14 protein-coding genes and 1 pseudogene are annotated in these 18,209 nt (G+C 64.8%); 6 read left to right on the top strand and 9 right to left on the bottom strand.

Translation table 11 applies throughout. From position 1 onward, the window contains the following. Window position 1: 1 nt before the first annotated feature. The 6 genes from XI09_RS36020 to XI09_RS35995 all read right to left on the bottom strand — a co-directional run bounded on the left by XI09_RS36020 (window position 2) and on the right by XI09_RS35995 (window position 6,258). Window positions 2-658 carry an HAD family hydrolase gene (locus XI09_RS36020; protein ID WP_271571114.1) on the bottom strand — a complete coding sequence of 219 codons (657 nt, stop codon included), beginning with the start codon at window positions 656-658 and terminating at the stop codon, window positions 2-4. Window positions 659-804: 146 nt separating this feature from the next. Next, entirely contained in the window at window positions 805-1,722 is a 918-nt protein-coding gene (locus tag XI09_RS36015; protein WP_271571113.1) for an MBL fold metallo-hydrolase, read from the bottom strand. Between the two features lie 104 nt (window positions 1,723-1,826). Further along, the gene (locus tag XI09_RS36010; RefSeq protein WP_271571112.1) at window positions 1,827-3,032 is read right to left on the bottom strand and encodes an NAD(P)/FAD-dependent oxidoreductase; all 1,206 of its coding nucleotides are present in this window, start codon (window positions 3,030-3,032) and stop codon (window positions 1,827-1,829) included. A gap of 122 nt (window positions 3,033-3,154) precedes the next feature. Beyond that, entirely contained in the window at window positions 3,155-3,445 is a 291-nt protein-coding gene (locus XI09_RS36005) for a hypothetical protein (RefSeq protein ID WP_271571111.1), read from the bottom strand. Window positions 3,446-3,545: 100 nt separating this feature from the next. Further along, window positions 3,546-4,505 (bottom strand): helix-turn-helix transcriptional regulator, encoded by a 960-nt coding sequence (locus tag XI09_RS36000; RefSeq protein ID WP_442869644.1) that lies wholly within the window; start codon window positions 4,503-4,505, stop codon window positions 3,546-3,548. A gap of 295 nt (window positions 4,506-4,800) precedes the next feature. Continuing rightward, a complete protein-coding gene (locus XI09_RS35995) occupies window positions 4,801-6,258 on the bottom strand; it encodes a sensor histidine kinase (RefSeq protein WP_271571137.1) in 1,458 nt (485 codons plus the stop codon). 382 nt (window positions 6,259-6,640) lie between these two features. On the opposite strand from XI09_RS35995, the gene XI09_RS35990 reads away from it, so the two are divergent. From XI09_RS35990 to XI09_RS35980, 3 genes are all read left to right on the top strand, one after another. Continuing rightward, window positions 6,641-7,639, top strand: a complete 999-nt coding sequence (locus XI09_RS35990; RefSeq protein WP_271571110.1) for a TRAP transporter substrate-binding protein — start codon at window positions 6,641-6,643, stop codon at window positions 7,637-7,639. Between the two features lie 83 nt (window positions 7,640-7,722). After that, window positions 7,723-8,238: a TRAP transporter small permease gene (locus XI09_RS35985; RefSeq protein WP_271571136.1), complete on the top strand. Its 516-nt coding sequence runs from the start codon at window positions 7,723-7,725 to the stop codon at window positions 8,236-8,238. After that, window positions 8,235-9,554 carry a TRAP transporter large permease gene (locus tag XI09_RS35980; RefSeq protein ID WP_271571109.1) on the top strand — a complete coding sequence of 440 codons (1,320 nt, stop codon included), beginning with the start codon at window positions 8,235-8,237 and terminating at the stop codon, window positions 9,552-9,554. Before XI09_RS35985 ends, XI09_RS35980 begins: the two co-directional genes overlap by 4 nt. A gap of 52 nt (window positions 9,555-9,606) precedes the next feature. Here XI09_RS35980 and XI09_RS35975 read toward each other — a convergent pair whose 3' ends face one another. Beyond that, window positions 9,607-10,881 carry a serine hydrolase domain-containing protein gene (locus XI09_RS35975; protein ID WP_271571108.1) on the bottom strand — a complete coding sequence of 425 codons (1,275 nt, stop codon included), beginning with the start codon at window positions 10,879-10,881 and terminating at the stop codon, window positions 9,607-9,609. 173 nt (window positions 10,882-11,054) lie between these two features. Between XI09_RS35975 and XI09_RS35970 the strand changes: the two genes are divergently transcribed. Next, window positions 11,055-11,972: an intradiol ring-cleavage dioxygenase gene (locus tag XI09_RS35970; protein WP_271571107.1), complete on the top strand. Its 918-nt coding sequence runs from the start codon at window positions 11,055-11,057 to the stop codon at window positions 11,970-11,972. 22 nt (window positions 11,973-11,994) lie between these two features. On the opposite strand, the gene XI09_RS35965 is transcribed toward XI09_RS35970, so the two are convergent. After that, entirely contained in the window at window positions 11,995-12,888 is an 894-nt protein-coding gene (locus XI09_RS35965) for a LysR family transcriptional regulator (protein WP_271571106.1), read from the bottom strand. 105 nt (window positions 12,889-12,993) lie between these two features. Between XI09_RS35965 and XI09_RS35960 the strand changes: the two genes are divergently transcribed. Next, window positions 12,994-13,863 carry an SDR family oxidoreductase gene (locus XI09_RS35960; RefSeq protein WP_271571105.1) on the top strand — a complete coding sequence of 290 codons (870 nt, stop codon included), beginning with the start codon at window positions 12,994-12,996 and terminating at the stop codon, window positions 13,861-13,863. 230 nt (window positions 13,864-14,093) lie between these two features. On the opposite strand, the pseudogene XI09_RS35955 reads toward XI09_RS35960, so the two are convergent. Beyond that, window positions 14,094-14,540: pseudogene (locus tag XI09_RS35955) on the bottom strand (bifunctional protein-serine/threonine kinase/phosphatase); the annotation flags it as partial. A gap of 128 nt (window positions 14,541-14,668) precedes the next feature. On the opposite strand from XI09_RS35955, the gene XI09_RS35950 reads away from it, so the two are divergent. Further along, a complete protein-coding gene (locus XI09_RS35950) occupies window positions 14,669-18,070 on the top strand; it encodes an AAA family ATPase (protein WP_271571104.1) in 3,402 nt (1,133 codons plus the stop codon). Window positions 18,071-18,209: the final 139 nt, after the last annotated feature.

Raw genomic sequence — 18,209 nt, 5'->3', positions numbered from 1 at the left:
ATCATTCCATACGCAGCAAGGCCGGAAGGTGGCTCATTCGATGAAAGAGGTCGTCGCAGACAGTTGCTAACTCTCGCTCGATTTCCGGATCACCTGCGGTAAAACCGAGGACCCTCATTCCTGCGGCCTTTGCTGCGTGAATCCCGGACAGCGAGTCCTCAACAACCACGCAACGTGAGGGGTGAGCTCCCAATGTCTGCGCAGCATGCAGAAACAGGCCGGGGTCCGGCTTCCACGAACCAACCTCATACGCACTAAAGATGCGTCCTTCGAAGTGCCCTAGCAGTTTCGTCAGTCCGAGTGCATGCGTGAGTTTCGACATAGGTCCGTTGGACGCCACGCAAACCGGAACGGTGATTTCAGCCAACGCTGCATGGATTCCTTCGACAGGCTTCAGTTCGGCATCAAAAGCCAGCGCGGTTTCCCGCCGAACGTCGGCGACGAAAGTGTCTCGAACGCTGCGGCCTAACCGGCGCTCTATTTCGCGCACGCATTCCGTCATCTTCAGCCCTCGGAACGAACGTATCGCGTCTTCCACGCTGATCGCTACGCCTTCCTCAGATGCTGTCCGGACCAGGACGGTCAGCGCAATGATCTCACTATCGACCAGGACGCCGTCTGAATCGAAGATAATGAGTGCGGGACTTGCACAGGTCATCCTTGCGATGCTCCAAGCACATGGTTCATTGGCTTCTCGCTATATCCGGGTCGGTGGATGGAGGCCATACTGGGCTGATTGAATCAGGGCGCGCGCTCATCAGCAGCATGAGCACGCGCCCCGGTTCGGCCTAACTCAATAGGCGGTCAGTAGTCCCAGAACACCGGCACCCAACGGAAGGCATCGCCGTCGACCGCCACCCGGCCGACCGACGGGAACGGCAGGTGAGTGGCGACCAGCATCTCGCCGGTTTCGGCAAGCTGTCGCAGGAGGCGGATACGAACGCGCGCCGCCTCCTCGGGATCGTGCTCGAAGCCGTTGTACCATTCGGGTTGCTCGAACCCGACGGCAAACACGGCGTCGCCGGCGAAGGTCAACGCCTCGCCGCCGGACGCTATGCGGACCACGCTGTGTCCGGGGGTGTGACCGCCGGTGCGACGGGCGATGACGCCGGGCGCAATCTCGTGCGTCTCATCGAACTGCCGCAACTGACTGCCGTACTCGCTCACGAACCGCTTGGCGGTCGCGCGAAGCGCGTCCGGGAAGCCCTGCGGCATGTTGGTGTGGGAGAAATCGGGCGCCTCCCAGAACTTGACCTCAGCGGCCGCCACGTGGATGCGCAGATCCTTGCGCAGCCGCTGCTTCACGCCGTCGATGAGCAGCCCGCCAATGTGGTCCATGTGCAGATGGGTCAGCACCAGGTCGGTCACGGACGCCAGATCGATGCCGGCGGCCTCCAGTCGCTTGATCAACTGTCCGGCTCGCGGCAGGTGCAAGTTCGGGTCGGACCCCAGTCCAGCGTCGATGAGGATGGTCTTGCCGCCGCTGCGGACCATGACCGCGTTCAGCGCCCAGTCGAAAGCATCCTGTGGCAGGAACATGTCGTGCAGCCAGGCCGCACGTTCGGCCGGGGCGGCATTGTGGGCCAGCATGGTGGTCGGCAGCGGCAGCACGCCGTCGCTGACCACCAGCACGTCGATCTCGCCGATCTTCAGCGCGTAGCGCGACGGAACGAGCTCTTCGGGGCCCGATGACACGGGATATGAGGTGTTGTGCAGGTTCATGTTTGTCTCCTGTTTCATGGAAAGGTGGTTGGTCTTGGTTCTGGCTGGTCTTGGTTGAGCGTGCCGCGTAGCCAGGAGAGCGCGGCCGTCATCGCCTCGTGCGTCTAGAGGTCGGTCACACGTTCCGGATCGGCCGACGCGAGCGCCGCGGCGCGCTCGGCCTTCGGCGGATAGATCCAGACCGTGTTGATCTCCTGCTTGGTCTTCTTGGCGACGTCGCCGACCATCTCGACCTTGCGCTCCCAGCCGCGCGTGAACAGCGCGCCGGCTTCGCCGAGGTCGAGGCAGGTGACGTAGGCCTTCTGGTGATACGGCCTGGTCGGAACGCCCAGCAGTTCGGCGGCGGCATTGTTGCCGGCAAAGGCGCCCATGCGCGTGGCGTGCTGGCATGACATCAGCGCGTAATTGCCCTCGTCATCGCATGCGGCGCGGGCGGCATCTCCGGTGGCGAAGACGCCGGCGACGGCAGGCACGCGCAGATCGCGATCCACCAGCAGCCGGCCGAAATTGTCGCGCTCGGCGGGAATCTGCGCGGTCAATGGCGCGGCGCGGATGCCGGCCGCCCAGACCACCGTCTCGGTTTCGATGTGTTCGCCGGTCGACAGCGTCACGCCGGATTTGTCGAGCGAGGCGACGCCGGCCCCGAGCCGGGTCTCCACGCCGAGCTTGCGCAGCGCGTCCTCGATGAGCGGGCGGGGGCCTTCGCCCATGTCGGGCGCGATCGCGCCGTTGCGCTCGACGATGATCACGCGCGTCCTGGAATCCTTGCCGAAGATGTCGCGCAGGCGCGCGGGCAGCTCGGTTGCCGCCTCGATGCCGGTGAAGCCGCCGCCGGCGACGACGACCGTGTCGCGTCCGTTCACGGCCGGCCGGTCGGCGAGACCGTGCAGATGCCTGTCGAGCGCGATGGCGTCATCGAGCGAGTCGACGCTGAAGCCGTGCTCGGCAAGGCCCGGAATGTTGGGACGGAACAGCCGGCTGCCGGTGGCGACCACCAGGCGGTCGTAGGACAGGGTCTTTGGCGTGCCCTTGGGAGTGGTGACCTGCACCGTCTGCGCCCTGGTGTCGATCGTCTCGGCGCTGCCCTGGATGTAGTCGACGTCGATCGCCCTGAGGACATCGAGCAGCGGTGCCGTCAGGGTTTCCGGCTTCGGCTCGTAGAGCCGCGGGCGGACCACCAGCGTCGGCTCCGGTGCGATCAGGGCGATTTCGAGATCGTCAGGCGAAACGCCGTGGATGTCGCGCAGGCGGGCGGAGGAGAGGGCGGCGTACATGCCGGCGAAGCCGGCGCCGATGATGAGCAGTCGCATGTGGTTTAACTCCTGGGTTTGGTTCGTTCGGGACGCGCGTGCATCGTCGCCGCCGCTGGTGTCGGCGGAGCCTGTTGCGATCGGCGATGACGCGAAGAGGTGAAACGGAGGCCGCAGGACCGTTACGGCGCGGCGCAGTTCGGCAGTGAGGACAGCAGCGCAGGGCCATCACAGGCCGCCTGGCAGCTTCTCGCGCCCAATGGCCAGCCGCGCAGAGCCACGGGCACCATGGGTTTCCTCAGCCAGGTCTGATTGATCAGGATCGACGTCGCGGGACTGGCGCTTTGCGCGGCCTGTACCGGCGCTTCTTCGGCTGTTGGCGAGGTGAAACGCACGGTCAGTGAGAGTCCGTACAGCAGCGCCGTCGCGATGGCTTTCCGTCGCGGTGCGATTGCAAGGTGTTTCCAGTCCATCGTTCGTCTCCGTCCGCGTCGTGGTGCGATGCCGAGATGTTTAGCGAACCAGATATCCGACTGCCCCAGAGCGATTGCCGTCCCTGTCGAGAGATTGCTGCTAACGCATGCGCCTGCGCCAATCGCTCGGCGTTTCTCCCATCAGCTTCTTGAACGCCGCGGCGAAGGCGGTCTGCGAGGAATAGCCGAGCGCCGCGGCGATCGAGACCACCGATTCGTCGCTGTCTCGCAGCATGTTCATGGCCTGCTCGAGCCGGTGCTGGCGCAGCCAGGCATGCGGCGAGAGCCCGGTGCTTTCCTTGAAGGCACGGCAGAAGTGAAAGCGCGAGAGGCCGGCATCGGAAGCCAGCGCATCGAGCGAGACGTCCGCATCGCTGTCCGAGCGCAACCGTTCGATCGCACGGAGCAGGACCTTCGGCGACAGCCCACCCATGGTCGGTTGGAACGTGGTTGGCGTACCGGTGTGGGCGACCAGCAGGCGCGTGGCCAGAAGATCCGTCAGCTGATGACGGAACAACGTATCCAGGGCTCCGTTGCCCCCCAGCGCATCCGCCGCGCTCAACAGCAGTCGGGACGTAATGGGATCAGGATGCGCCGTTCGCTCCAGCAGGTCGGCCGGCTTGGTGGTCCCGGCTTCGTCGGCAACGCGCTTCAGTGTTGCATGCGGAAGATAGAGCTGGACCACATCGACAGGCTTCGGAATATCCCATCGGGAGCTCGATCCCTCCGGAATGATGATCACGACGCCGGGACGAAACGTGCCGATCGCAACCGATTTTCCCGACCGCCGCTCCATGCGCTGCATCACGCCGTTGTACGCCATGATCACATGGTGGCTCATGGGCTCCACGACGTCGTGCAATGGATCATGTTTCCAGTGGGCGATGCCGGCGCCGGAGGAGTCCAATGCCATGCGTGTCGGTTCGGTCCTGAGCACCCGCGCCATCTCCGCATCCGCAGCGCGCCGCTCGTGCGCCGCGCCATCGTCGGGCTGTTCGCCAGGTACGGGTGGCAGGCTCCTGTGCGAGCGATTGCGCATGAGTGCAGTGTTCCCGGTCATTGTGTGGCTTCTCCTGATTGCCTCTGGTTTCAAATCAGGGCCCGTATTTGTACGGGTCGGCGCGTGTTCTATGTGCGCGAGGGCATGGCGTCTTTCCTGAAGCGGCCATGCTTTGTCCGATCCTGCTCCGGGCAGGCGCGCGTTTTCGGAAACGCACGACGGGCGGCGCCGAGTTGTCGAGGTATTGAACGGAGATCTTGCGAAAGACGTCTTATGACAAAAGATACGGCAGGCCGTCACATGGCTGTCGTTCTAACGAGCAAATCCGGCAATGGTGATGATCATCCGGTTGGATTCACCGCGCCTCGTCCAGCGTGCAGGTCACCGTGCAGACCACGCCGCGCGGCAGGAAATCGACGGTTGCCTCGCCGCCGAGCTGGTCGCGGGCACTGCGCTCGATCAGGCGCGAGCCGAAGCCGCGCCGCACCGGCGCCGTCACCGGCGGTCCGCCGATCTCGGTCCAGATCAGCCGCAGCCGCGGCTTCGGTGTGTCGGCAATGACCTCCCACTCCAGGATCACCCGGCCGGTCTCGTTGGACAGCGCGCCGTATTTCGCGGCGTTGGTGGCGATCTCGTGTACGATCATCGACAGCACCACGGCAAGCCGCGGCGACAGCGGCACCGCGGGACCGTTCATCCGGATGCGCTCGGGCGCGTTGGGCAGGAACGGCTGGATCGCGCGCGCGATCACGTCCTTCAGTTCCGAGCCGGCCCATTTCTCCTGGCTGAGCAGATTGTGCGCCTCGGCGAGCGCGCCGAGGCGGCCCTCGAACTTGGCCTGCTCCTCGCGGCTCGCGCTGCGGAAGGTCTGCACCGCGATCGCCTGCATCAAGGCCAGCGTGTTCTTGACGCGGTGGTTGAGCTCCTCGATCAGCAGACCGTGCAGCATCTCGCCGCGTGCGATCGTCGTCGCCATGCGGACCGCAAAGGTGAGGCCGGTCAGCAGCAGGATGCCGCCGATCAGGCTGGTGATGGCGATGTTGCGCCAGAGCGGGGCGATCAGCGAACTCTCGGCGACGCCGGCAGCCACGGTCCAGCCGGTCAGCCGGGAACGGGTGTAGGCGGCGGCGAACGCGACGCCGTCGAGCGACACGGTCGGAAGCGCCGCCTCGTTGCTGCGGAACATCTCGGCGTAAAGCGACGGCGAAGCACGCTTGCCGAACGTCTCGCTGGGGTTCGGCACGCGCGCGAACACGATGCCCTTGGCATCGAGCAGGGTTACCGTCCATTTCCGGTCCGGGCGCTGCTTCTCCACCAGATCCTGAAAGATGCTGACCGGCGGGCTGAAGCAGAGGTCGTAGATCACCTCGCCGTTGCGAAACACCGGCACTTCGACAGTGAGAACCTGTCGCCCGTTGAGCGCGCCGGTGAGCAGGTCGGAATATTGCGGCGCCCTGGTCGCAAACACCTTCTCGACGATCTCCAGATTGCCGCGCGGCGGCAGGCTCGCGGTGTCCTCCATCGCCGAGGAGAACAGCAGCCGGCCCTTGCGGTCGGAGATCAGCACCAGGCCGCCCTTGCCATACTGGTCGAGGAAGCCGAGCGCGATGCGGCGAAAGTTCGGGAAGTCGTCGTTGCGCAGCGAGTTCGTCAGCGCGAGCACCTGCAAGCCGCCGGTCATCCGCTGCACCTCGGAATCCAGCACCAGGCGCATGCTGCGCACGTTCTCGAGCACGCGGCGGGTCGCGTCGCTGCGGTCCTGCTTGTAATTGTAGACGGCGATGCCAACGGCGAAGACGATCAGCGGCAACATCGTTCCCGCGACCAGGAGAGCGAGCCGGACCGGCAGGGTGAACTTTGACAAACGCGGACGTCCCGATTCCAGCGCGGCGGCGCCGGACAGCCGAAGCATAAAGCAGGGCCGCCATTGCGCCACCGCTCAATTGGTCATGTACCGCACCCGTTCCAGTCCGCTGAAGGAGCGTCCAGGAGGTGAAGGTTGCAGTGCAATAGATCGTGTGAGTGCGGGTCCTGCGTCGAACTGTATCAGCGCAGGGCTCATCATTGTCCAGATGACGCATCTGAATTGGCTTCCGTCCCGCCGTAGTTTTTCATACCCTCCCCGAACGCTGGCCGTATGCCGGCCGCGCTCACGCTCCGGTTACAGGGGCGGAGCAACAAAGGGAGGGGAGACGATGAAGCGAAGATCATTTCTCGCTGGTATCGGTGCAACCACTGCGGCGGCTACGATTAGCATGCCGTCGATCCTCAGGGCGCAAGCGCCGATCACGCTGAACGGCGCGGTCCAGTTCAACGACGACCACGCCTTCAACCGGGCACTGATCCGGTTCGAAGAGCTGGTCAAGAAGTACTACGGCAAGCCCGTCAACTTCACCCTGCACAAGAACTCCTCGCTCGGCCTCGAGAAGCAGTATTTCGAGTACATGTCGCAAGGCAAAGCGGTCGATTACGGCATCGTCTCGCCGGCTCACATGTCGACCTTTGCCAAGGCGGCGCCGTTCATCGATGCGCCCTTCGTGTTCAAGGGCATCGAGCACATGAACAAGGTCGTCGAAGCCAATATCCTGGCCCCGATCGCCGACGAGGTCGCGGCGAAAGCCGAGGTCGTTCTGATCGGTTATTCCGGCGGCGGCATCCGCAACATCTTTGCCAACAAGCCGCTCAAGAACCTCGCCGATCTCAAAGGCCTCAAGGTTCGCGTGCAGGGCGCGCCGATCTGGTCGAAGACCTTTGCGGCCGTCGGCATGAGCCCGACCGTGATCGCCTATAACGAAATCTACAACGCGATCCAGAACGGTGTGATATCGGCCGGCGAAAACGAAGCCGCCGGCGTCGAGGCGATGAAGTTCTACGAAGTGGCGCCGTATCTCAACCTGACCCAGCACGCCGTGTCGATCCGGCCGATCTGCTTCTCGGTGAAGACGCTGAAGACGTTGCCGAAGGATTTGCAGGACGCGATCATGAAGGCCGGCAAGGAGGCCGGCGACTACGGCCGTCAGCTCGAGTCGAGCGAAGAGGTGGTCAAGCTCGACACGCTCGAGAAGGCAGGCAAGCTCAAGCGCGTTCCCTTCGAGGAGCGGGACGCCATGAAGAAACTCGCCGACCCCGTGATGGCCACCTACGCCAAGGAAATCGGTGCGGAAGGCATTTTCGAGAAGATCAACGTCGTCTGAGGTCGTTGCGTTCGCCGACAACATTCCGGGCAGGCCCCGCTTCCTGCCCGGACGTGGCGGATGAGCTGCCCCACGGAGCCCCAATGTCTGAAATGCCCGTCCGGTCCACACCATCGCTGTGGCGTCGCGTAACGGCGGCCTATGCGAAATTGCTGGAATTCCTGCTGGCCGGCTGCGTCGGCGTCCTGGTTGTTCCGGTTACGCTGCAAATCATCTCGCGCTACACGCCTTTCATTCCGTCCTACATCTGGACGGAGGAGATGGCGCGGTTCCTGTTTATCTGGACGATCATGATCGGGGCCATGGTCGGTGTGCGGGAGGCGCAGCATTTCGAGGTCGACGTGTGGCCTGATCTGTCGCAGCGGTCGGAGGCTGCGGTGCGGGTCCTCGCGCGGCTCGGCGTGCTGGCGCTGGCGCTGGTGTTCGTATGGGCCGGCATCGAGTTCACCCGCTTTGCCTGGAACAGAACTTCGGAATTGGCCGATCTGCCGCTTTGGCTGATTCACGTCGCCTGGCCTGTGACCGGCGCCACCTGGATCGTCTTTGCGGGTGAACAGATCATCGATGAAATGCGCGTTCTGTTTGGGGCACGGCGATGAACGGCAATGTACTCTCTGCCGGACAGGCTGCGATGGTGCTGTTCGGGGTCTTCATCGGCCTGCTCGTCGTGCGCGTGCCGGTCGCTTTCGCGCTCGGCCTTGCCTGCGTGCCGATCCTGCTGATCGAGCCGCATCTGTCGCTGATGACGCTCGCGCAGGAGACCTTCAATGCGTACAATTCATTCATCCTGCTCGCGGTGCCGTTCTTCCTGCTGACGGCGAATCTGATGAGCATCGGCGGCATCACCGACCGGCTGGTGGCGCTGTCGCGCTCGATGGTCGGGCACTGGCCGGGATCCCTGGCGCAGATCAACGTGGTGCTGTCGGTGTTCTTTGCAGGCATCTCGGGCTCCTCCACCGCTGATGCGGCGAGCCAGTCCAAGATCTTCATCGATGCGCAGACCAAGGAGGGCTACGATCTGTCATTTTCCATCGCCATCACGGCGGTGTCGGCGGTTCTGGCGGTCATCATCCCGCCGTCGATCCTCATGATCGTGTGGGGCGGGCTGATCTCGACCTCGATTGCGGCGATGTATCTGGCCGGCATCGTGCCGGGTCTGCTGATCGCGGGCGCGCAGATGGCGACGGTGCACATCTATGCGGTGCGCCGTGGTTACCCGACCTACCCGAAGTCGAGCTGGGTCGAGATGCGATGCGCCATTTGGCAGTCGCTGCCGGCGCTGATGACGCCATTCATCATCGTCGGCGGCATTCTGCTCGGGTGGTTCACCGCGACCGAGTCCGCCTGCGTAGCGGTGCTCTATTCTGTCGCGCTCTCGGCGTTCTTCTACCGCGAGACAGGTCCGCGCGAATTGTACAAGGCCTTGCTCGACACCGGGCGTCTTGCCGGTGTAGCGCTGTTTTGTGTCGGCACCGCAAGTGCGTTTGGCTGGCTGCTCGCCTACTACAAGATTCCGCAAGCGCTGCTGGCCAACGTCTCGACATGGGGCATGGGCGCCGTCTCGGCCGGCTTCTTCATCGCCTTCTGCTTTCTGGTGGTGGGCTGCTTCCTCGACGCCATCCCGGCGATCATCATCGTCGGCACCGTGCTGGAGCCGCTGGCCAAGTCCGTAGATCTGCATCCGGTCCAGTTCGCGATCATTTCCATCGTATCGCTGGCCTTCGGACTGGTGACGCCACCCTATGGCTTATGTCTGATGATCGCCTGTTCGATCGCCGGCGTGCGGCTGCGTTTTGCACTGAAGGACACGGTGATCATGCTGATCCCGATGCTGCTCGTGCTGGCGGCGGTCATCGTTTGGCCAAGCGTGTCGCTGTTCCTGCCGCGCCTGATCGTGCCGGAGATGCTCAGATGAGCGTCCGATATCGCGATCCCGCGGCCGGCGGCCGCGGAATCGGTTCAACCGGTTACAGATTGCTCTCGGTGATCGCGGCGTAGACCATGCTGCGCAGCTCGCGCCGGAGCGGGTAGGCGCTCGAGGGCAGCACCTGCGTCATGAAGATGGTGATCAGCTCCTCGGCCGGGTCGATCCAGAACGAGGTCGTGGCCGCGCCGCCCCAATTGTATTCGCCGGGGCTGCCGGCGATCAACGTTTCGGACGGGCGCATCGTCACGGCAAAGCCGAGACCGAAACCGATGCCGTTATAGGCGGCTTCCGAGAACAGCGAGCGTGACACCTCGGGCAGCGTGCGTCCGCCCGGAATGTGGTTGCTCGTCATCAGCGCCAGCGTCTTCGGCCCGATCAGCCTGACGCCGCCGAGCTCGCCGCCGTTGAGCAGCGCCCGGCAGAAGGTGAGATAGTCCGCAACCGTCGAGCACAGGCCGCCGCCGCCCGAGATGAACGAGGGCGGTGACAGGAACGAGCTCGTGGCCGGGTCGTCCTGAAGCGTCAGGCCCTCGCGGCGCTGGCCGGCGTGGAAGGTCATGCCGCCGCCCGGGTCCGCCGAATAGCAGGCGGCGAAGCGATGGGCTTTCGACGCCGGCACGTGGAAATCGGTGTCGGTCATGCCGAGCGGGTCGAGGATGCGTGCTTTGAGGAACTGCTCGAACGGCATGCCGGAAATCTTGCCGACGAGGTAGCCCAGCACGTCGGTCGCGACCGAGTAGTTCCAGGCGTCGCCCGGCGAGAACTCCAGCGGGATTTTCGCGAGCGCCTCGATCATGGTCTGGAGCGTGCCTGACTTCTCGACCTCGCCGATCTTCTCGGTGCGATAGGCGGCATCGACATTGGAACGCTGCTGGAAGCCGTAAGTCAGCCCGGCGGTGTGGCGCAACAGATCGACGATCAGCATCGGCCGCGACGGCGGCCGGGTCAGGAAGGCCGGCGCGGTGCCGGCGACGAACACGCCGAGATCCTTCCATTCCGGAATGTATTTGGCGACGGGCTCGTCGATCGCGACGAGGCCTTCCTCGACCAGCATCATGAAGGCGACGCTGGTGAGCGGCTTGGTCATGGAATAGATGCGGTAGATGGTGTCGTCCTTGACCGGCACCTTGCGCTCGACATCGGCAAAGCCCTGGACCGAGCTGTGCGCGATCTTGCCGCGGCGGTAAACCAGGAGCTGGGTGCCCGGGAAGCGGCCGGCATCGATGTACCGGTTCTTCAGGTGCGCATCGACGCGGTCGAGCGCGGCCTTGGACATGCCGACGGATTCGGGCGAGGCGGGGGTGGGGGCGAGCATCAGTTCCTCCGGGCAGTTTTGTTGGAAAGTTGATAGCCAAATGGCGGCCGCATTCCAAGCCGGTCACGCTTAACGCGGGCCGGCCGAGTGGTGTAGTGTCCGGCCTGGAACGCCACCAAGGAGCCCCAAGGACCTCTCATGGGGCAACGAGAAAAACGCAAGGCAAACGCACCATGACCCAGTTCAACGAGACCGAACTCACCGAAGCCGTCGTCCGGAGCTTTGACCAGACGCCGAACCCGCGTGCAAAATTCCTGCTCCAGGAACTGGTGAAGTCGCTGCACGATTACGTGAGCAAGACCGGCCTCACCTTCGAGGAATGGGAATACGCCATCGATTTCCTGACCCGCACCGGTCATAAATGCACCGACACCCGCCAGGAGTTCATCCTGCTCTCCGACGTGCTCGGCGTCTCCATGCTGGTGGACGCGGTCAACCACAGGGATCGCGAGGGCGCCACCCAGACCACGGTGCTCGGCCCGTTCTATGTCGGCGAGCACAAGGTGACCGCGCACGGCACCGACATCTCGCCGAACAATCAAACCGGCGAGCGGATGTTCGTGCAGAGCCGCGTCACCGACCTCCAGGGCAAGCCGCTTGCGGGCGTTCCCGTCGACGTCTGGCATGCCGATGACGACGGCTTCTACGATTCACAGAAGCCGAACTATGACGAGGTCGGCGCCTCGGCGCGGGCGCGCTTCATCACGGACAGCGACGGCCGCTTCTTCTTCCGCACCATCCTGCCGTGCAGCTACCCGATCCCGACCGATGGTCCTGTCGGCGAGATGATCGTGCAGACCAATCGCCATCCGATGCGCCCGGCGCATGTGCACTTCCTCGTCAATGCGAAGGGCTATGAGCCGCTGATCACGCATGTCTTCATGGACGGCGACAAATATCTCGATTCCGACGTGGTGTTCGGGGTCAAGGACGACCTCGTCGCCAAGGTCGAGCCGCGCAACGACCCGGCGATGCCCGACGGCACCAAGGCGAACGGGCAGTGGCACCTGATGACCTACGAATTCCACCTCAAGCCCGGCGGCGGCGTGGCGCCGAAGCCGCTCGGGGTGAAGGCGACGGAGCCGGCGTGACGGCTAGCAGCCGGGGTGTACTTCAGCGCCCGATAAAGGCCGCCAGCTCGTCAGGCGTCCCCATCGGAAAGGCTTCCTTCATAAACTCGAGGAAAGCGGATACGCGCGCGCTCAAGAGCCGGCGCGATGGATAGAGCGTCCACAACGCGATCTCTGGTCCGTCGATGTCACCCCAATGCACCAGCGTGCCGGCAGCGAGGTCGTGGCTGACCAGTGACACCGGGAGCCGTGCGGCGCCGACGCCTGATCGGACCGCATCGCGGACCATGACGAGTGATGACAGGCGAAGGACCGGATCAACCGCGATGCGCGATCTTCCGGTTGGCACCGTTACTTCCCAGGTTGTTTTCCGGTCGCCTGCTCCGCGCATGACAGCCGGTACAGCGAGATTGTCTCTCGGCCGTTTCAGGCTCGGACTCGCCACGACCACCAGCCGATCGCGCAGAAAGATTCGACCGACAAGGTTTTCATCCGGATCGGGATTGACCCGGATCACCAGGTCGTAGCCTTCCTCCACCATGTCGACGGAGCGATCTTCCGTCGTGACCTCGAGCCGCACCTCCGGATATCTGAGCGCGAATCCGGCCGCGAGCTTCCCCATCGCGGTTTGCGAGAAGAGCAAGGGCGCGCTGATCCGCAAGCTGCCTCGCGGCCTGTCCCCGCCCGAGGCGATTGCTGCCGCCGTCTCGTCGAGCTCGGTGAGCAGTGCGCCGGTCCGCTCGTACAGCGCCCGTCCCTCCTGGGTGAGCTTCAATGTGCGCGATCCGCGCTCGAACAGGCGCAGGGCGAGGTTGCTCTCCAGTTCTGCGACCCGGCGGGACAGGGTCGCTTTTGGGCGTCCTGCGGCGCGTGCGGCCCGTCCGAACCCTCCGTGCCGGGCAACAAGATTGAAATCGGCGAGGGCGGGCAAATCCATCTGTTCCACCAATGAGACGGTATGTCTAAATATATCGTCTATCGATCCAAATGTGGATCACTAATTTCCGAGGTGTCTTCTGACCCCAAACCCGGAGTGATCCCCATGACCATCCTCGTTACCGGCGCAACCGGCACCATCGGCCGCCAAGTCGTCGAACAACTCGTCAAACGTGGCGCCGATGTTCGCGCTCTCGTGCGCGATCGCGCGAAGGCGAACTTCCCGGCAGGCGTCACCGTCGCGCAGGGCGACCTGCTCGATGTCGACTCGCTCCGCGGCGCGTTGACCGGTGTCTCGACCCTGTTCCTGCTCAACGCAGTCGCCGCGGACGAATTCACGCAGGCGCTGATCGCGCTCAACGTGGCCCGCGAGGCGGGCGTCGAGCGGGTCGTCTACCTCTCGGTGATCCACAGCGATCGCTACGTCAACGTGCCGCACTTTGCAGGCAAGTTCGGCGTCGAGCGGATGATCGAGCAGATGGGCTTCAACGCCACCATCCTGCGCCCCGCCTATTTCATGAACAACGATGTTACGATCAAGGACGTGGTGACCGGATACGGCGTCTACCCGATGCCCATCGGGAGCAGGGGACTCGCCATGATCGATGCACGCGACATCGGCGAGATCGCGGCGATAGAGCTCATCCGTCGCGAGCGCGCCGCGACACGGCTCCCGCTCGACCGCATCAATCTCGTCGGTCCCGAAACGCTGACCGGCGCGAATGCCGCCGCCGTCTGGTCGGAGGTGCTGGGTCGCACGATCGCCTATCCCGGCGACGATACCGCCGGCTTCGAGAAGAACCTCAGGCAGTTCATGCCGAACTGGATGGCCTTCGACATGCGGCTGATGAGCGAGCGTTTCCTCACCGAGGGAATGGTCCCGGAGGCCGGCGATGTCGAGCGTCTGACCGCGCTTCTGGGACGTCCCCTGCGCTCCTATCGCGACTTCGTCTCCGAGATCGCGGCCTCTGCCTGACGACACGGAAAGAGCAGGCCGAGCAGGAACGGATGAATGGCGACAACCATACCGCTGCTCACGGCGTGTCTCCGTTGTTGCTGTTTTGCTCGGTCATTCCGGGGCGCGACAACGACAATGTCGCGAGCCCGGAATCTATTTCTCAAGAGCCACTGCGATCCAATGGATCCCACAATGCACAATTGCGCATTGGGATTCGCTTCGCGCCCCTGGATGACGTCCTGATACGCCTAGCGCGCGTGCAACATCGCGAGCAGGACCACGACGGCGCAGGCGAGCGCTGCCGAGGTCGGCTTCCAGAACATCAGCGGACTACGCTCCAGGAGCGGCGTGATCCGCGTGTCGAGATAGGCCGGATTAGGCGTGCGAAGTTCGAAGACGAATTCGGACAGATCCTCATGCCGCTTGTAGGGATCGGGCTGCAGCGCGCGCCGAAGCGCGCCGTCGACCCATGCCGGCCGGACGATATTTGAGCCTCCGCACATCCGCCTTGCGGCGGATCCTGGCGATTTGGGTGCCGTAGGGCAACTTCCCGTCAGCATCTGATAGCAGATCACGGCCAGCGAAAACATGTCGGAGCGCGGCGAGCCGCCTTGCTCGAGAAAATACTCCGGCGCCGTGTCCTGGACCGTTCCCAGGATTTCGTCGGCTGCGTCCGGCGGCGCGGCCTCGGCGACTCTCAAAGATGCCAGGAGTTGTCGTCGCCCGCAGTCAGCTCGTGACGTTTTATCGCGCCCCCGCTCGAGCTGTCTTGCGGTAGGCTGACCCACCTTGGTGCTCTGAGGACGAAAGCCGGGAGGAGCCCATGGACGTCACGGCCTGGCTGTGTGGTCTGGGACTGGGACAGTACGCACAGGCGTTCCGCGAGAACGACATCGATGCCGACGTGCTCGCCGACCTAACGGCCGACGACCTGATTGGGCTCGGTGTCACCTCGATCGGTCATCGCCGCAAGCTGCTCGCGGCGATCGCCGCCCTGCGGGTCGGCTCAATTTCGGTGGCCGCCCCTGCTACGGCCGCACCCGCCGCCATCTCCGCCAGCGTCTCACTTGCAGCCGAGGCTGAGCGCCGCCAACTCACCGTGATGTTCGTCGATCTGGTCGACTCGACCGCGCTCGCGGCGCGGCTCGATCCGGAGGAAATGGCCGAAGTGCTGCGGACCTATCAGAGTGCAGTGGCGGGCGCGATCGCGCGGTTCGAAGGGCATGTGGCGAAGTACATGGGAGATGGTGTGCTGGCCTATTTCGGCTACCCGCGCGCCCATGAGGATGAGGCCGAACGCGCGGTGCGGGCCGGCCTTGCCGCGGTCGTGGCGGTGCAGAGCCTGGGATCGGGACACGGCGAGACGTTGGCGGCCCGTGTCGGCATCGCGACCGGGTCGGTGGTTGTCGGCGAGTTGATCGGTGAAGGCGCGGCGCGCGAGGAGACGGTGGTCGGCGATACGCCGAATCTCGCGGCGCGGCTGCAAGCCCTCGCGCAGCCGGGCACGGTGATGATCTCCGCCCGCACCCGCGAGCTCGTTGGTGGGCTGTTCGAACTCGCCGAGTTCGGCCTGCAGATCTTAAAGGGGTTTCCCGTTCCGGTGCGGGCGTGGCGCGTGGTCGGAGAAGGCGCCGCCGAGAGCCGGTTCGAGGCACTTCACGGGGCAGGTCTGACGCCGCTTGTCGGTCGCGAGCATGAGATCGGCCTGCTGCTCGAGCAGTGGGAGCGCGCCAAGGATGGGGAGGGCCAGGTGGTGCTGCTGGCGGGCGAGCCCGGCATCGGCAAGTCGCGCCTCCTGCGGGCGCTGCGCGGGCGACTTGAAGATGAGGCGCATACGGTCCTGAGCCACTACTGCTCACCGCACCATCAGACCAGCCCGCTGCATCCGGTGATCGGGCTTTTGGAGCGGGCGGCGGGCTTCGCTGCAGACGATCCCGCCGCAACGAGGCTCGACAAGCTCGAGGCGCTGCTTGCGCTCTCGAGCAATGATGTCACCCTGGTGGCCCCGCTGCTCGCGGCATTGCTGTCGCTCGAGACGGATGGGCGCTACCCGCCGCTCGATCTGAGCCCACATCGGCAGAAGGAGCGAATGCTCGAGGAGCTGGTCAACCAGGTCTTGGGCCTCGCGACGCGCCGGCCCGTCCTCGCCCTGTTCGAGGACGTGCACTGGGCAGATCCGACCTCGCTCGAGCTGCTCGATCTCCTGGTTGACCGGGTGCAAGGCGCCCCCGTGCTCGTCCTCATCACCTTCCGGCCCGAGTTCGATCCGCCCTGGACACGCCATGCCCATGCCACCGCGCTGACCCTTAGCCGCTTGAGCCGCCGGCAGGGCGCGAACATGGTCGCGGAGTTGAGCAGCGGCAAGGCGCTGCCTCCTGCGGTGCTCGACCAGATCGTGGCCAAGACGGACGGCGTGCCGCTGTTCGTTGAGGAGCTGACGCGGACCGTGCTGGAGACAAATCTGCTCCGGGATGAGGGTGACCACTACGCGCTCGCCGGACCGCTGCCGCCCATGGCGATTCCGGCCACGCTCCAGGAGTCGCTGCTGGCCCGCCTCGACCGGCTGGCTCCGGCCCGTGAGGTCGCCCAGGTCGCGGCCGCGATTGGCCGGGAGTTCTCTCACGAACTGCTCGCTATTGCAGCGGCGCTACCGGAGAGCGAACTGCAGGCGGCGTTGGACGACCTCGTCGGCTCGGGCCTGGTGTTCCGGCGCGGGACGCCGCCCCTGGCGACCTACAGCTTCAAGCACGCGCTCGTGCAGGACGCCGCCTATGCGACCCTGGTGCGCGCGAAGCGGCAGCGCCTGCACGGGCGGATCGCCGCCGCGCTCGAGCAGCATTTTCCAGAGACAGTGCAGGTGCAACCCGAGCTTCTGGCCCACCATTACATGAAGGCCGGGCTGGCCGAACCGGCGATCGATTATTGGCTCAGGGCGGGACGGCGAGCCATCTCCCGCTCGGCTATGGTCGAAGCGCTCGCGCAGTTGCGGAACGGGTTGGATCTGCTCGCCGGCCTGCCGGAGGCCGATCGACGGCGGCGAGAACTCGACCTTCAGGTGGCGTTGGGCGTGGCGCTAATGGCCACGCAAGGCTGGGCGGCGCCGGAAGCCGGGCGGGCCAACGCCCGTGCCCGCGAGCTCTGCGAGCAGATTGGGGCCACCACCCAGCTCTGGCCCGTGCTCTACGGTCAATGGGTGTTCCACGGCGTGCGCGCCGAGCACAACGCGGCGCGCGAAGTGGCAGACGAGTTTGTACGCCGAGCGCAGGACCAACAGGAGGATTCCGTCACCTTGGTGGCTCACCGCGTCCGCGGGACTGGCGCCTTTTGGCGCGGCGAGGCAGCTGCTGCCCGTGGTGATCTGGAGCGGACGCTCGCCCTCTATGATCCGGAGCGACATCACCCGCTCGCATTTCTCTACGTGCAGGATCCTCGGGTCGCGGCGCTGTCGGGGCTGTCATGGACGTTGTTTGCGCTGGGCTATCCGGAGCAGGCCCGGGCGCGGAGCCGCGAAGCGATCGAGGCCGCCCTCAAACTCGCTCACCTCAACACGCTGGGATACGCCCTGTTGTTTGCGTCATTCTTCGAGCAGTTCCGCCGGGCCGGGCGTGAGGCGCGGGACCGAGCCGAGGCACTGGTTGAGTTGGCGATCGAGCAGAATTTTCCGCATTTCCTCGCAGCGGCGTCGACCATCCGGGGATGGGCTCTGCTCCAGTCGGGAGAGACGGACACAGGGCTGGCGCAACTTCGGCAGGGCCTCCCAGCCTGGCAAGCCACGGGGGCCGGACTCTATGAGCCGTATTTCCTCGGCCTTCAGGCTGAGGCCCTCGGCCGTTCCGGCGCAGTGGAGGAAGGCTTGGATCTGATTGCAAAGGCGCTGGGCCGAGTGGAAGAAACCGGCGAGCGGTGGTTCGAGGCCGAGCTCCATCGGATGAAGGGCGAGCTGATGCTGCGGCTGCGGAAGGCCGATCCGACCGCTGCGGAAGCGCGGTTTCGGCAAGCGGCGTCAGTTGCACGACTGCAGAGCGCCAAGCTGTGGGAGTTGCGTGCAACAACATGCCTTGCAGGACTGTGCAGAGAACAGGGGCGGCGTGGCGAGGTTCACGACCTCCTCAGCCCGCTCTATAGCCAGTTCACTGAGGGCTTTGGGACCCCGGATCTACAGGCTGCCAGAGCAATGCTTCGAGAGATCGGTGCCAGCTCCGAGCCGAAGAACAAATACCGGTAGTTGATCCAGGATGCGGCGAGCGAAGCAAACGCAAAACGCGGGACGGAAGCCCCGCGCCAATGTCTCAGTTGGGTCACCAGCGATAATGTTCTGACCGGCCATTATGCCCGCTTGGCCGCCAGGAGTTGACGTCTGTGTC

Origin of the sequence: Bradyrhizobium sp. CCBAU 11386 (assembly GCF_028128955.1) — a bacterium.
Classification (GTDB): Bacteria; Pseudomonadota; Alphaproteobacteria; order Rhizobiales; family Xanthobacteraceae; genus Bradyrhizobium.
This window is presented reverse-complemented; position numbering and strand designations above follow the sequence as displayed.